This window comes from Curtobacterium sp. B18 (genome assembly GCF_000333375.1).
Classification (GTDB): domain Bacteria; phylum Actinomycetota; class Actinomycetes; order Actinomycetales; family Microbacteriaceae; genus Curtobacterium.
On sequence record NZ_BACZ01000575.1, the window covers coordinates 1 to 14,526 of the forward strand.

Annotated in this window: 13 protein-coding genes and 1 other RNA gene; 8 read left to right on the top strand and 6 right to left on the bottom strand. The window is 70.5% G+C overall.

Annotated elements, in window-relative coordinates; genetic code table 11:
* Positions 1 to 132 precede the first annotated feature (132 nt).
* From prfB to I5E_RS15480, 7 genes are all read left to right on the top strand, one after another.
* Complete coding sequence (gene prfB, locus I5E_RS15455) at positions 133 to 1,239, top strand: peptide chain release factor 2 (protein WP_031262920.1); 1,107 nt, start codon at positions 133 to 135, stop codon at positions 1,237 to 1,239.
* A gap of 115 nt (positions 1,240 to 1,354) precedes the next feature.
* Complete coding sequence (gene ftsE / locus I5E_RS15460) at positions 1,355 to 2,113, top strand: cell division ATP-binding protein FtsE (protein WP_031262921.1); 759 nt, start codon at positions 1,355 to 1,357, stop codon at positions 2,111 to 2,113.
* Entirely contained in the window at positions 2,110 to 3,024 is a 915-nt protein-coding gene (gene ftsX / locus I5E_RS15465) for a permease-like cell division protein FtsX (protein ID WP_031262922.1), read from the top strand. Before ftsE ends, ftsX begins: the two co-directional genes overlap by 4 nt.
* Positions 3,025 to 3,264: 240 nt before the next feature.
* Positions 3,265 to 3,741 carry an SsrA-binding protein SmpB gene (gene smpB, locus I5E_RS15470; protein ID WP_022907777.1) on the top strand — a complete coding sequence of 159 codons (477 nt, stop codon included), beginning with the start codon at positions 3,265 to 3,267 and terminating at the stop codon, positions 3,739 to 3,741.
* 96 nt (positions 3,742 to 3,837) lie between these two features.
* Positions 3,838 to 4,215: a transfer-messenger RNA gene (gene ssrA, locus I5E_RS23805) on the top strand.
* Between the two features lie 207 nt (positions 4,216 to 4,422).
* The gene (locus tag I5E_RS15475; protein WP_148286996.1) at positions 4,423 to 5,175 is read left to right on the top strand and encodes a hypothetical protein; all 753 of its coding nucleotides are present in this window, start codon (positions 4,423 to 4,425) and stop codon (positions 5,173 to 5,175) included.
* 126 nt (positions 5,176 to 5,301) lie between these two features.
* On the top strand, positions 5,302 to 6,969 hold the full coding sequence (locus tag I5E_RS15480) for an APC family permease (protein ID WP_022907779.1): 1,668 nt from the start codon (positions 5,302 to 5,304) through the stop codon (positions 6,967 to 6,969).
* A gap of 25 nt (positions 6,970 to 6,994) precedes the next feature.
* Here I5E_RS15480 and I5E_RS15485 read toward each other — a convergent pair whose 3' ends face one another.
* Together I5E_RS15485 and I5E_RS15490 are read right to left on the bottom strand one after the other, a co-directional pair.
* Positions 6,995 to 8,299 (bottom strand): LLM class flavin-dependent oxidoreductase, encoded by a 1,305-nt coding sequence (locus tag I5E_RS15485; RefSeq protein WP_022907780.1) that lies wholly within the window; start codon positions 8,297 to 8,299, stop codon positions 6,995 to 6,997.
* Between the two features lie 3 nt (positions 8,300 to 8,302).
* Positions 8,303 to 9,694: an O-acetylhomoserine aminocarboxypropyltransferase/cysteine synthase family protein gene (locus I5E_RS15490; protein ID WP_022907781.1), complete on the bottom strand. Its 1,392-nt coding sequence runs from the start codon at positions 9,692 to 9,694 to the stop codon at positions 8,303 to 8,305.
* A gap of 125 nt (positions 9,695 to 9,819) precedes the next feature.
* Between I5E_RS15490 and I5E_RS15495 the strand changes: the two genes are divergently transcribed.
* Positions 9,820 to 11,034, top strand: coding sequence for an amidohydrolase family protein (locus I5E_RS15495; protein ID WP_022907782.1), 1,215 nt, complete (start codon positions 9,820 to 9,822; stop codon positions 11,032 to 11,034).
* A gap of 148 nt (positions 11,035 to 11,182) precedes the next feature.
* On the opposite strand, the gene I5E_RS15500 is transcribed toward I5E_RS15495, so the two are convergent.
* From I5E_RS15500 to glmS, 4 genes are all read right to left on the bottom strand, one after another.
* On the bottom strand, positions 11,183 to 11,758 hold the full coding sequence (locus tag I5E_RS15500; RefSeq protein WP_022907783.1) for an NUDIX hydrolase: 576 nt from the start codon (positions 11,756 to 11,758) through the stop codon (positions 11,183 to 11,185).
* Positions 11,759 to 12,037: 279 nt separating this feature from the next.
* A complete protein-coding gene (locus I5E_RS22880) occupies positions 12,038 to 12,751 on the bottom strand; it encodes a M50 family metallopeptidase (protein ID WP_022907784.1) in 714 nt (237 codons plus the stop codon).
* A complete protein-coding gene (locus I5E_RS26535; protein ID WP_022907785.1) occupies positions 12,748 to 12,882 on the bottom strand; it encodes a hypothetical protein in 135 nt (44 codons plus the stop codon). Before I5E_RS26535 ends, I5E_RS22880 begins: the two co-directional genes overlap by 4 nt.
* Positions 12,883 to 12,911: 29 nt before the next feature.
* Positions 12,912 to 14,526: glutamine--fructose-6-phosphate transaminase (isomerizing) (glmS, locus tag I5E_RS15515; protein ID WP_022907786.1), on the bottom strand; the 1,615-nt coding region annotated here is incomplete at its 5' end.

Below are 14,526 nucleotides of genomic sequence, written 5' to 3' on the forward strand. Positions count from 1 at the left end.
CGCGCTGCCGGAGCGGTCGCGCGCGCCGGGGCCGCGGGGATGGCGTCGAGGGAACCGCTCCTGGGGCGCTGACCGGTCCGCCGGGGCCGCACCGCGCCTCCCGGCCCGGCAGCACCGGTAGGATCGGTGATCATGGTCGAACTGGACTTCACCGAGCAGCTCTCCGCCCTCCGCGAGACCTTCGGCAACATCCGCTCGGTGGTCGACGTCGACCGCCTGCAGCGTGAGATCGCCGACCTCAGCGAGCAGGCCGGGGCCCAGGACCTCTGGGACGACGTCGAGCACGCGCAGCAGGTGACGAGCGCGCTCTCGCACCGGCAGTCCGAGTTGAAGAAGATCACCGACACCGAACGGCGCATCGACGACCTCGAGGTGCTGGTCGAGATGGCGAACGAGGCCGACGACCAGGACTCCGCCGACGAGGCCGCCGCCGAGCTCAAGGCGATCCAGAAGACCATGGGCGACCTCGAGGTGCAGACGCTCCTCGACGGCGAGTACGACGACCGACCCGCGGTCATCACGATCCGGGCGGGTGCCGGTGGCGTCGACGCCGCGGACTTCGCCGAGATGCTGCTGCGCATGTACCTGCGGTACGCCGAGCAGCACGGCTACAAGACCACCGTGATGGAGACGTCCTACGCCGAAGAGGCCGGCATCAAGTCGGCCACGTTCGAGGTCGACTCGCCGCACGCCTTCGGCACCCTGTCGATCGAGGCCGGCACGCACCGGCTCGTCCGGATGTCGCCGTTCGGCGCCGCGGGCAAGCGCCAGACGTCGTTCGCCGCGGTCGAGGTCATCCCGCTCATGCCGGAGACCGAGTCGATCGACATCCCCGAGAACGACATCCGCGTCGACGTGTTCCGGTCCTCCGGCCCCGGCGGGCAGTCGGTCAACACGACGGACTCCGCGGTCCGGCTGACCCACATCCCGACCGGCACCGTGGTCTCGATGCAGAACGAGAAGTCGCAGATCCAGAACCGTGCGGCCGCCATGCGTGTGCTGCAGTCGCGCCTCCTGCTCCTCAAGAAGGAAGAGGAGAACGCGAAGAAGAAGGAACTCGCCGGCAACATCACGGCGAGCTGGGGCGACCAGATCCGCTCGTACGTCCTCGCGCCGTACCAGATGGTGAAGGACCTCCGGAGCGAGCACGAGGTGAACAACCCCTCAGCGGTGTTCGACGGCGACCTCGACGGGTTCATCAACGCCGGCATCCGCTGGCGCAAGCGCGGCGATGCGTGAGGCGACGCGCCAGCAGGGCGCTCGCCGCGCCGGGGGAGCCTGCGACCCCGGTCGATGAAATCGAGCCGCGCGCCTCGGCTGATTTGCGGTCGGGGCGACCTACCCTGATCCGGTCATGATCAAATTCGACCAGGTCACCAAGGTGTACTCGGGCAACCCGAGCCCGGCCCTCGACGCCATCTCGCTCGAGATCCTCAAGGGGGAGTTCGTCTTCCTCGTGGGCGCGTCCGGTTCCGGCAAGTCCAGCTTCCTCCGCCTCGTGCTGAAGGAGGAGAAGCCGTCGCGCGGGCAGATCCACGTGCTCGGGCAGCGCCTCGGCGCCCTGTCGTCGCGCAAGGTCCCGTACTTCCGCCGGAACCTCGGCGTGGTCTTCCAGGACTTCCGTCTCCTGCCGAACAAGAACGTGTTCGACAACGTCGCGTTCTCGCTGCAGGTGATCGGCAAGAGCAAGGGCTTCATCAGCGAGGCCGTCACCGACGTGCTGAAGCTCGTCGGGCTCGCGGGCAAGGCGACGCGCATGCCGCACGAGCTCTCCGGTGGTGAGCAGCAGCGCGTGGCGATCGCCCGTGCTGTCGTGAACAAGCCGGCGATCCTGCTCGCCGACGAGCCCACCGGCAACCTCGACCCGACGACCTCGGCCGGCATCATGGCGCTCCTCGAACGCATCAACCAGGGCGGCACCACCGTGCTCATGGCCACGCACGACGCGAGCATCGTGAACCAGATGCAGCGCCGGGTGATCGAGCTGTCGAACGGCACGATCCTGCGCGACGAGCAGTCCGGCGGCTACCAGACCCAGGCCGTCCCGATCCAGCGAGGCAACACCGTGTCGAACACCACCGGCATCCAGACCATCCCGGGGATCATCCGATGAGGCTCGGGCTCGTCATGTCCGAGGTCGGCTCGGGCCTGCGGCGCAACGCGTCGATGGTCGTGTCCGTCGTCCTCGTGACCTTCATCTCGCTCACCTTCGTCGGCACCGCGATCCTGCTCCAGATGCAGATCAACCAGATGAAGGGGTACTGGTACGACCGGGCGCAGGTCGCCGTCTACCTGTGCACCGACACCGACACCACCGGCAACTGCACCGGCGCGAAGGCCACATCGGACCAGCAGGCGCAGGTCAAGGCGCAGCTCGAGTCGTCGACCCTGAAGCCGTACATCGAGAAGTTCTACTTCGAGAACCAGCAGGACGCCTTCACCCGGTTCAAGCAGCAGTTCAAGGACTCGCCCGCCACCGAGTTCGTCAAGCCCGAGTACCTCAACGAGACCTACTGGGTGAACCTCAAGAACCCGTCGCAGTCCGACGTGCTCGTCGAGAGCCTGTCGAAGGTCGCGGGCGTGCAGAGCGTCGTCGACCAGCGTGGGTACCTGCAACCGATCTTCAACCTGCTGAACGCGTCGTCGTACACGGCCATCGGCATCGCGGCGCTCATGCTCGTCGCCGCCGTGCTGCTCATCGCCACCACGATCCGGTTGTCGGCGTTCAGTCGACGGCGGGAGCTCGGCATCATGCGGTTGGTCGGGGCGTCGAACCGCTTCATCCAGACGCCGTTCGTGCTCGAGGGGGTGATCGCCGCGGCCATCGGGGCGGTCCTCGCCGGCGGGGCGATCACGGCCGTGGTGTGGTTCTTCGTGCGGAACTACCTGGCGATCCGGTTCTCCGGGACGGCGTTCATCGGCATGGGGGACGCCGCGATCGTGGTCCCGTCGGTGATCGTGATCGGCATCGTGCTCGCGGGGCTGTCGGCCTTCGTCGCGATCCGCCGCTACCTGAAGGTCTGACGCGCGGCCGGCCGGCTCGGCTCGGCTCGGCCGGTCGGTGTTCTCACGCGCTGAGCGACACCTCACGTGCTCCGAGCGCCGTGAGGTGTCGCTCAGCGCGAATGTTCCGGGCGTTCGGCACGGACGCAGCACGGGCGCGGCACGGGGCGGCGCGGCGCGCCGGGAAGGTGCGGGACCGTCCGCGGGTTGGGTACGCTGTAGGGCTGCGCATCCGCAGCGACCGCACGGAGGGAGACACGCATGGCGAAGGAACGCGGCGAGAAGATCGTGGCGACGAACCGTCGCGCGCGTCACGACTACCTGATCGAGGACACGTACGAGGCCGGCATGGTGCTCTCCGGCACCGAGGTGAAGTCCCTCCGCGAAGGACGCGCCTCGCTCGTCGACGGGTACGCCTTCATCGACGGTGGCGAAGCCTGGCTCGATGCCGTCCACATCCCCGAGTACACCGAGGGCACCTGGAACAACCACGCCCCCCGGCGCAAGCGGAAGCTGCTCCTCCACAAGCAGCAGATCGTGAAGATCTCGCACAAGACCGCGCAGGGCGGCTACACGCTCGTCCCGCTGCAGATCTACTTCCACGACGGCCGGGCCAAGGTGGAGATCGCGGTCGCAAAGGGCAAGCGCGAGTTCGACAAGCGCCAGGCGCTGCGCGAGAAGACGGACAAGCGCGAGGCCGAGCGGGCAATGCGCACCCGGAACCGCGTCGGCGAGTAGCGCCGTCGCACCTCGGTCGGCTAGACTGGGGGACTGCTCCGATCGGAGCATTGGCAACTCAACAGCGTGACAGCGGCTCGCACGTCCGGCCCGCATGGGGATGATCGGTTTCGACATTGCCTGTGTGCCGACGGGAAGCGGGCCGAGGACCCACGGTCATCTCGTGAACGATCCGTGGAAAACAACAAGTGCCAATTCCAAGCGCACTGACTTCGCTCTCGCTGCGTAAGCAGCCCAGCACATGAAGTCCGTCGGCCAGGTGACCGTCTTCTAACCTGAGTTCCGGCGTCATCCAGAGGACTTGCTGCACGGTTGCGCCTCAGGGCCGTGCGGGACTTGCACTGAGACTGGGCCCGTCGTCCTAGAAGCCGGTAGCAAAGGACGGGGCCGAGCAGAACGAACCATCCGGATACGCCCGTAGAAGACGTCGAATTGCAGCGATGGACGGGGGTTCGATTCCCCCCATCTCCACCATTCGCCGAACGTCGAGCCGCTGTCACGCACTGCCACCCGAACGCCCCGACACCGTCCCCGGACGGCGTCGGGGCGTTCGTCGTCCGGCCACTTGCCGGGACTACGATCCGCAGCAGGCGCGGGAACACGCCCGCGCCGCGAACGGGAGGTCAACGCGTGGTGCAGGAGATCGCGATCCGAGTCCGTCTGCGAGAGCAGGAGCGAGTGGTGCTCGCCGACTACGAGCGGGCGGTGGCCTCGGTCGCGACCGTCGCTGCGCTGTCCGCGTGGCTGCCGACGCCGGACGCCCGGTTGGTGATCCGCGGGCGTGGGGCCGAGCCGGTCCGCCTCGAGACGGTGACGTACGGCTCGGTGATCGAGATGCTCGTGGTGCTCGACCAGCGATCCGCCGCGGTGGAGCGCGGTGCGGCAGCGATCGCTGCGCTCATCGAGTCCGTGCGCCACGAGCACGTCGAGGACGACGTGTCGGGTGTGGCCGGCGAGCTCGACCGCCTCGACCGCTCGGCACCACGGGGTCGTTCGGTCGTCGAACGCTCATTGCGCGCCTTCCTCGAGGGGGCTCGGGCCGACGTGCTCGCCCGGAAGACGACGACCCGCGTCCGGGCAGCCCAGGCGCTCGTCCGGCTCGCCGAGGACGGTGCGTCGCTCGTGGTCGAGCGGGTTGAGGACGCCCTCGCGCCGACGCTCGAGGAGCACGAGGTCGACGTCCTCGCCGACACGGGGAGCGCGGTGGTGGTCGAGCCCGTCGACGGGGTGGAGTCGCCCGACGCCCAACCCGTGCCGGTGCCGGTGCCGGTGCCCGCGCCCGCGCCCGCGCCCGCCAAGAAGGACAAGAAGGACAAGAAGGACTCGAAGAGCAAGAAGGACAAGAACAAGTCGGACAAGAAGAAGGACGAGAAGAAGAAGTCGAACAAGAAGAAGTCGGACAAGAAGAGCAAGAAGAAGCAGGACAAGAAGTAGCCTGAGGGCTTGTACAGCACGATTGTTTCCATCGTGTTAAACAATCCACCGAAAGCGCTGTCACGGTGCCAGAGTCGATGAGCGCAGCCCCCGTCCGAGGGGCGGCGCTCATCGACAGGAGCAACAGTGGCTACAACGACACAGGCGCTGCCGGACTCCGGCCTCAAGCGCAACGTCGGCTTCATCGGGCTCATCTGGGCCTCGACGGGGTCGATCATCGGCTCCGGCTGGCTCTTCGGTTCGCAGGAGGCCCTGAAGACCGCCGGACCCGCCGCGATCATCTCGTGGCTCATCGGTGGCGTGGCGATCCTCGTCCTCGCCCTCGTGCACGCCGAGCTCGGTGGCATGTTCCCGATCGCGGGCGGGACGGCGCGGTTCCCCCACATCGCCTTCGGTGGCATCGCCGGGGCCTCCTTCGGGTGGTTCTCGTGGTTGCAGTCGGTGACCGTCGCCCCGATCGAGGTCGAGGCGATGATCAAGTACGCGCAGCACTGGGAGTTCGCGCGTCCGTGGCTGCACACCGTCGTGATCAACGGTGAGACCCAGCAGCTGTTGACCGGGGCGGGCATCGCCGTCGCGATCGTGCTCATGGCCGTCGTCACGGTGATCAACATGCTCAGCGTGCGGATCCTGGCGAACACGAACTCCGCCGCCACCTGGTGGAAGGTCGCCATCCCCCTGCTCGTCATCATCGTGCTGGCGTTCAGCGGGTTCCACGGCTCGAACTTCACGGCGGCGAACGGCTTCATGCCCGAGGGGGCGAAGGGCATCCTGGCCGCCGTGTCGACGTCCGGCATCATCTTCGCGTTCCTCGGTTTCGAGCAGGCGGACCAGCTCGCCGGCGAGGCCAAGAACCCGAAGCGCGACATCCCCCGTGCCGTGATCGGCTCCGTGCTCATCGGCCTCGTGATCTACCTGCTGCTGCAGGTCGTCTTCCTCGGGGTGCTCCGCTCCGACGCGATCCAGGGCTCGTGGGCCACCGCGGACTTCACGAAGTACACCGGCCCGTTCGCTGACATCGCGATGGCCGCCGGCATCACCTGGCTCGCCGTCATCATCTTCATCGACGCGATCATCTCGCCGGCCGGCACCGGGCTCATCTACGTGACGGCGACGAGCCGCATCTCGTACGGCCTCAGCCGCAACGGCTACTTCCCGAAGGCCTTCGAGTGGACGACGAAGCAGGGTGTGCCCTGGGTCGGCCTCATCGTGGCGTTCGTCGTCGGGTGCGCGTGCTTCGCGCCGTTCCCGTCGTGGCAGGGGTTGGTCAGCCTGATCACGAGCGCGTCCGTCCTGATGTACGCGGGTGCACCGTTGGCCCTCGGCGCGTTCCGGAAGCGGATCCCCGAGATCGAGCGGCCCTACCGGATGCCGGCCGCGTCGGTGCTGTCGCCGATCGCCTTCATCGTCGCGAACCTCATCATCCTCTGGACCGGGTGGGACACCGACTGGAAGCTCGGCGTCGCGATCCTCATCGGTGCCGTGGTGATCATCCTGAACAACGTGTTCCGCGGCGCCTCGAGCGTCCGCCCGCGCTGGGACTGGAAGGCCGCCCAGTGGCTGCTGCCGTACCTGGTCGGCATGGGGCTCATCGTCTACCTCAGCGACTTCAACTCCACGGCGCCGATCGTGCTCTTCCCGCTGTGGGTCGACATCGTCGTGGTGGCGGTGTTCTCACTGGTGATCTACTACTGGGCGATCAACTCCGCGTCCGACCGCGACGAGATCCTCCGCACCGCCGAGGACGTCCGCGACGTCGAGGAGAGCGGCGTCGTGGAGCCCGTCCACCACTAGGACCCGCGCGACGGGGCGCGCGGTCTCAGAAGTCGAACAGGTTCTGCCGGGTGCCTCCGGCGCCGTACTCCCGTCGCAGGAGCCCACGGCGCCGGAGCACCGGCACGAGGTCGCCGAGCATCCGGTAGACCTGCGCCGGGTGCAGGTCGCCCGAGAAGATGATGCCGTCGTTGTCGGCGTCCGCGCCGAGCTCCTCGATGAAGTCCGCGAACTCGTCGGCGGTGCCGACGAAGCCCTCGCGCGAGGACACCCGGCCCTTCCGGGCCTTGCGTTCGAGGAGCGTGCGCAGCGGTGCGTCGGGGGTGTCGCCGACGAGGCCGCGGATCGTCCCCGCCGACACGTGGTCGCCGAAGGTCCCGGCCGGGATCGGCGCGTCGAGGTCGAGCGCGAGCAGGTCGGTCTCGGAGTCGCTCGACCACGCGATCGCCGCGGTGCGGAGGTCATCGTCGGACGGGTGGCGTGAGGCCTCGACGACGCGGTCCGCCTCGGCCGCCGACGACACGATCTCGGGCTTGAGGACGAACAGGATCCGCAGCGCGTCGGCAGTGCGTCCGGCGTCGGCCGCCGCGACGAGGACCCGGGCGCGGTAGTCTCGCACGGCCGCGACGGACAGCGGCGCGAGCGCGAGCTGGACGTCCGAGTGCGTCCCGGCGAACGCCAGCCCGCGACCGGACCCGCCGGGGGAGACCACGATCGGGTCGGCGTCGAGCGGCAGGGCGTTGAGCGGGCCGTCCGCGGTGAAGTAGGCGCCCTCGTGGTGGAACGCGTCGAGGGCGTCCCCGTCGGCGAAGTGCCAGTCGGAGCGGTCCCCGACGTAGCCGGAGCCCCACGAGTGCCAGAGCCGGCGGACGAGCTGCAGCCACTCCTCGGCGCGGTCGTACGCGGCGTCGTGCGGGAGCGGAGCGAGCCCGGCGTGCCGGGCGCTCCCGGTGTCGGTGACGACGTTGATGCCGAAGCGGTCGCCGGAGAGGTGCGCGAGCGTCGCGAACTGCCGGGCCGCGAGGTAGGGCGGGGTGAACCCCGCGTTCACGGTCGGGGCGATGCCGATGTGCGACGTCGCGGCGAACAGGTACGGCGCGAGGAGCAGCGGGTCGTGCTTCGGGCCGCCGTAGGCCTGCCGGATCCGCAGGTCGAGCGTCGACGGGTTGCCGAGCGAGATCGCGTCCTCGGCGATGACGAGGTCCATGCCGGCCTGCTCGAGGGCGCGGACGGACTGCTGGTAGAGGTCGGGCTTCGTCCAGTCGTGCCCCCAGTCCCAGTCGGACCGGCCCCACGCCTGCGGGCCGAACCCGCGCGAGAAGAAGTACCCGAAGTGCTGCAGTCCTGCCATTGCCTAGAGTTCCTCCGCGATCACGTGGTTGCCGGGGACGGCGTGTTCGAGGGAGGCCAGCTCCGAGTCGGAGCCGACCCGCGCCTCCTGGCCCGCCCCCGCGCCGCGCAACGCGGCGAACCCGCGCGACAGGTCGCGGACCAGGTCCGCGACGTCCTCGATGCCGACCGACAGGCGGATGAGGCCGTCGTCGATGCCCTGATCGGCGCGTTCCTGGGGCGTCTTGCCGGCGTGCGTCGTGGTGGCGGGGTGCAGGATCAGCGAGCGGACGTCACCGAGGTGGGTCATCCGGCTGAACAGCTGGACGCTGTCGATGAAGGTCCGCGCCGCGGCTTCGCCGCCGTCCAGCGTGAACGCGAAGACGGACCCGGCACCGCGCGGTAGGTAGCGCTGGGCGAGGTCGTGGAACGGACTGGATGCCAGACCCGCGTAGTCGACGCTCGTCACCTCCGGCTGCTCCTCGAGGAAGGACGCGACGGCCAGCGCGTTCGCGCTGTGGCGTTCCACGCGCAGCGACAGCGTCTCGATGCCCTGGCGCAGCAGGAAGGAGTTGAAGGGGGAGGGCGTCGGGCCGATGCGCGAGGCGACGACGTCGCGTGCGAAGACGACGAACGCGCGGCTTCCGTACCGCTCGACGTAGCTCTCGCCGCCGAGCGACCGTTCCGGGCTGGTCAGGTGCACCCAGCGGTCCGGAGACGCCGACCAGTCGAAGGTGCCGCCGTCGACGACCACGCCGCCGAGTCCGGCACCGTGGCCGGAGAGGAACTTCGACGCCGAGTGCACGACGATGTCGGCGCCGTGGTCGACCGGACGCACGAGGTACGGCGTCGCGAGGGTGTTGTCGACGATGAGCGGCACACCCGCACGGTGCGCGGTGTCGGCGACGCCGGTGATGTCGAGGACGTCGTTCTTCGGGTTCGGGATCGTCTCGGCGAAGAAGGCCTTCGTGTTCGGGCGGACCAGGCGTGCCCACTCGTCGAGGTCGCGCTGGTCCGCGACGAAGTCGACCTCGATCCCGAGGCGTGCGAGGTTCTGCACGAGCAGGCCCTTGGTGCCCTCGTAGATGCTGCGGGCCGCCACGACGTGGTCACCGGCCTGCAGGATGCCGAGGAACGCGACGGTGGCCGCGGCCTGCCCACTGCCCACCAGGATCGCCTCGACGCCGCGCTCGAGCAGTGCGACGCGGCGCTCGACGTCGGCGTTCGTGGGGTTCCCCAGCCGCGTGTAGGTGTAGCCGTCGTCGGTCCCGGCGAAGCGGTCGCGGGCCTGGTCGAAGTCGTCGAACAGGAAGCCGGACGACATGTGGATCGCGGGGACCCTCGCACCGTGGCCCTGGTCGGGCTGGAACCCGCCGTGCACCTGCTCGGTCGCGAAACCGTGCGCCTCGTCCGTCACGGGACACCTCCTGCCGTCGTCGTGCCGGTACTCTCGCAGGCTTCGGTCGGCGCCACCGGATTGCGGCGTCCCGTTACGGCGGGTCCCGCGCACACCCGGTGCGGCCGGACTGGCAGGGTGGGGGCATGGTGGACGAGGACGCGACCCTGATCATCCGCGACGTGCGACCGTGGGGCGGGGAACGCGTCGACGTGGTCGTCGCCGGCTCCCGCACCACCGCGGTCACACCCCCGGGCACCGTCCCGGCCGGCAGCGCGACCGAGGTGCAGGGCCGTGGGCAGCTCGCGCTCCCCGGGCTGGTCAACACGCACGCGCACGTCGACAAGAGCTGGTGGGGCCACCCGTGGGAGTCGTACGGCGGCGAGGGCGGGACCGAGGGCCGGATCGCTCACGAGCGAGCCCGGCGTGACGCCCTCGGGATCCCGAGCGAGGCCGTCGCGACCAGGGTCCTGCGGGAGTCGCTCCGCACCGGCACCACCCGGGTGCGCACCCACGTGGACGTCGACCTCGGCGTCGGACTCCGGGGCATCGAGGCCGTCCGCGCCGCCGGTGCAGCGCTCGACGACGCGGTCGAGCTGTCGATCGTGGCGTTCCCGCAGGACGGCGTGCTCCGGCGCCCCGGCGTGCTCGACCTGCTGCGCCGCGCGGCGGAGGGCGGAGCGGACCACATCGGCGGCCTCGACCCGTCGCTCATCGACCGTGACCCCGTCGGCCAGCTCGACGGCCTGTTCGACATCGCCGCCGACACCGGGTGCGGGATCGACGTCCACCTGCACGAGCCCGCCGAGCTCGGGGCGTTCTCGTTCGACGTGATCCTCGACCGCGTCGAGCGGCTCGGCATCGCGCCCGGGAGGGTCAACGTCGCGCACGGCTTCGCGATCGTCGACGTCGATCCGGTCCGGCGCCGCGACCTGCTCGCCCGGATGGCGGGCCTCGGGGTCACGATGACGACGGTCGCACCGGTGCGCATGCAGCAGCTGCCGCTGCACGAGTTCGACGACGCCGGGGTGCGGTTCGGCTTCGGCACCGACGGCATCCGCGACCTGTGGAGCCCCTACGGTGACGGCGACCTGCTCGGCATCGCGTGGCAGTACGCGCGGGCCGGCGGGGTGGTGCGGGACGAGGACCTGGTGCGGGTGGTCGAGATCGCCTCGCGCGACGGCGCACGGTTCGTCACGGACGAGGAGCACGACATCGTCGCCGGTGCGCGCGCGGACGTCGTCCTGATCGACGCGGAGAACCCGATGGACGCGCTGGTGCGCCGTGTGCCGCGGTCCCTCGTGGTCGCGGGCGGACGGGTGATCGACCCGGCAGAGCTGGCGCAGCACCCCTGGGAGTAGCGCGGTGCGCGGTGGATGGTGGGCGGCGGCGCGGTTCGCGCGGTGATCGCGACACTGCACTCGTCGATCGACGCGCGCGACGTCGGAAGGTGCGCAGGCATCGGACGGGAGGCGCGGGTCGGCGCCGCCCCGCGCCTCCCGTCCGGTGTCAGTCGCGCTGCGCGACCGTGGCGACCACCGCGGCCAGGCGTGCGGGCAGCCCGGGCGCGAGGCCCTCGGGCAGCCCGGGCGCGAGGCCCTCGGGCAGTGCGTCGAGGGCGAACCACCGGACGTCGTCGCTCTCGTCGCTGACGGTGGTCGCCCGGGCGGGGTCGACCACGGCGACGAAGCCGACGTCCCAGTGCGCGGCGCAGGCGAAGCCTCCGTGCAGGTCGTGACGGTCGAGGTCCGCGAGACCCCGGTCGAGCAGGTCGAGGTCGGCGATGCCCGACTCCTCGCGGGCCTCGCGGCGTGCGGTGTCGGCGAGGTCGCGGTCGTCCGGTTCGAGGTGTCCACCGAACTGCACCCAGAACCGGCCCTTGCGGTGCAGGCACAGCAGCACGCTCCGGAGGTCGGGCGAGAACACGAAGCACGACGCGGTGAGGTGCTCCGGGCCGCCGTCGCGTCGGAGTGCCGCGTCGCCGTGGATCCGCACGAACGCGAGGAAGCGGTTGCGGTCGGGCACGGGCACGGGCGTGTGCGTGTGCGTGTCGGCGAGGGCGGCGATCACGTCGTCGAGGTGCATCGTGCCATCGTCCCATCGGTCGTTGCGTGCGCGGGGTTGCGACGACGTCGATGTCGTACGACAGCGAGCGCGTCGTTGTCGCGCGTGGGCAACTGTTGCGTGCGCGGGGTTGCGACGACGTCGATGTCGTACGACAGCGGTGTTGTCGCCGATGCGCGGGTGCGACTGTTGCGTGCGCTGGGGTGCGACATGGTCGATGTCGTGCGACACCGATGTTGTCGTACCGAGTCGACCCCGCGCGGCACCGCGCGGCCGCGGCCCCGCCTCCCGCCGCACGCGTCAGACGAGCGCGCGCACCCCGTCGGACACGGTCGACCAGACCTCGAGCAGCGGGCCGCGGCAGAGCCACACGGCCACGGCGTTCACGGCGAGGAACAGCACGAACCACACCGTCGCCGGCACCCGCATCTCGGCCGCGGCGATGTGGAAGTCGGTCTGCACGCGGGCGCCGGTCGCGAGCCACCGGGCGACCTGCACCACCGACCGCAGCCCGTCGACGACGAAGAACGCGCCGACCGCCGCGACCACGAGCACGGTGGTCTCCGACGGACGGAGCGCCACCCAGAGCGCGAGGGCGTCGAAGCCGACCACCACGAGGATCCCGAACCAGTTCCGCACGAAACAGAGCGCGACGAGCCCGACGACACCGAGGACCACGACGGGCAGCCACCTCGACCCGTGCAGCACCCCGGTCACGAGCAGCACGCCCGCCCAGAGCGGCGCGCTGTACCCGGCGTACAGGTTGAGGATCCGCACGAGCCAGCGGATCCCGCCCGGCACCCGGCCGAGCTGGACCCAGGCCTCGCCGGACCCGTCCGGGTGGAGCTCGATGCGCCGGATGCGCCCGCCGAAGGGCACGACGACGACGGCGTGCCCCACCTCGTGCGCGATGGTCGCGGCGATGCGCGCCACGCGACCGACGAACGGCACGAACGGCAGGAGCGCGCCGACGAGGAGCGCGACGACGACGAGGGGTGGGGCTGCGGTGGTCAAGGCCCAAGGATCGCAGCACCCTCCGTGGAGAACCCGGCAAGACCCTGGGGGAGCGACGGCGGCGCCAACGTCGCGGCGATCACGATGATCGTCGCGACGATGGCGAGCGCCGTGAGGACGGCGAGGAACACCGTCAGGCGGTTGAAGCGCGTGTGCCTGGCTATTCGACCGTCACCGACTTGGCGAGGTTCCTCGGCTTGTCCACGTCGCACCCGAGCTGGAGGGCGAGTTCGCGGGCGAGCATCTGCAGGGGGACGACGGCCTCGAGCGGGCCCCACGGCGCGGTCGCACGACCCCAGGCGAGGTCGCCGACGACGCGACGACCGAGCGCCGGGATGTCCGACCCCTCGCCGCCGATCGTGATGACGAACCCGCCGCGGGCCCGGACCTCGGCGATGTTCGCCCGGAGCCGGTGGTCACCGTGGTCGACGACGACCACGGGGGTGCCCTGGTCGACGAGGGCGAGCGGGCCGTGCTTCAGCTCGCCGGCCGGGTAGGACTCGGCCCACCGGTAGCTGAGCTCCTTGAGCTTCAGGGCACCCTCGGCGGCGTACGGCAGTCCGGCACCGCGCCCGAGGAAGAGGAAGCCGGTCGCGTCCTTGACGCTCGACACGAGCAGCGGGATGCGGTCGGCGGCGATCGCGGCGGCGTGGTCGAGGCGTGCGGGGAGGTCGGTCAGCTCGCCGACGAGCGCAGCGGCGCGTTCGCCGTCGATCCGTCCGGAGGCGACGAGTGCCGAGATCACCGCGGCGACACCGACGACGACCTGGGCGGTGAACGTCTTCGTCGCCGCGACGCCGATCTCCGGACCGGCGTGGCAGTCGAGCACCGCGTCCGCCCGCCGGGCGAGGGACGAGTGCACGTTGTTCGTGAGCGCGAGCACCGGGTGCCGGTCCTCGAAGCGGTCCAGGGCGCGGAGGACGTCGGCGGTCTCGCCCGACTGGCTGATGGCGACGACGAGCGTCCCCGGTCCGAGCACCACCTGGTCGGCCTCGCTCGCGACGACGATGTCGGTCGGGACGCCGCCGATGCTGCGGAGCGCGGTGGCGATCACCTGCCCGGCGTTCAGGGAGGTGCCGCACGCGACGATGGCCAGCCGGTGGAAGCCGGGGAGGCCGAGGCCGACCCACGAGCTGCCGTCCGCTGCCCCCCGTGCGAGCCGGTCGAGGAGCGAGGCGACGACCTCGGGCTGCTCCTCGATCTCCTTCGCCATGTGGTCCGGGTGCTCGCCGAGGTCGAGCGCGGTCGCGGCGAAGGGCGACGGCGTCGGGAACGGCACCGGGACGGTCACGCCGGAGGACGACCACGTCCAGGCCTCACCGAGTTCGACGACGTCGCCGTCGCGGAGCGCCACGAACGTCTCGCACCACTCGGCGACGGCCCCGATGTCGCTCGCCACGAAGTCGCCGCGGGCCGATCGGGCGACGACGAGCGGGGAGCGTTCGGCGGCGACGACCATGCGGCCGTCCCGGGCGTCGAGGACGACGATCGCCCACGAGCCCTCGAGCTGCGCGGTCGCGATCTGCACCGCGAGCATGAGGTCCGGGTCCACCGCGAGCGCCCGCTCGACGAGGTGCGCGATGACCTCGGAGTCGACGTCCGACGAGAACACGTGTCCCTGTCGTTCGAGCGTGGCCCGGAGCCGGTCGGCGTTCTCGACGATCCCGTTGTGCACGATGCTGATCCGTCCGGAAGCATCCGCGTGCGGGTGGGCGTTCGTCTCGCGCACAACGCCGTGCGTCGCCCACCGGGTGTGCCCGATGCCGATCCCCGTC

Coding starts and splice junctions, on each gene's coding strand:
- prfB (WP_031262920.1), top strand. CDS start 133: ATGGTCGAACTGGACTTCACCGAGCAGCTCTCCGCCCTCCGCGAGACC.
- ftsE (WP_031262921.1), top strand. CDS start 1,355: ATGATCAAATTCGACCAGGTCACCAAGGTGTACTCGGGCAACCCGAGC.
- ftsX (WP_031262922.1), top strand. CDS start 2,110: ATGAGGCTCGGGCTCGTCATGTCCGAGGTCGGCTCGGGCCTGCGGCGC.
- smpB (WP_022907777.1), top strand. CDS start 3,265: ATGGCGAAGGAACGCGGCGAGAAGATCGTGGCGACGAACCGTCGCGCG.
- I5E_RS15485 (WP_022907780.1), bottom strand. CDS start 8,299: ATGGCAGGACTGCAGCACTTCGGGTACTTCTTCTCGCGCGGGTTCGGC.
- I5E_RS15495 (WP_022907782.1), top strand. CDS start 9,820: ATGGTGGACGAGGACGCGACCCTGATCATCCGCGACGTGCGACCGTGG.
- I5E_RS15500 (WP_022907783.1), bottom strand. CDS start 11,758: ATGCACCTCGACGACGTGATCGCCGCCCTCGCCGACACGCACACGCAC.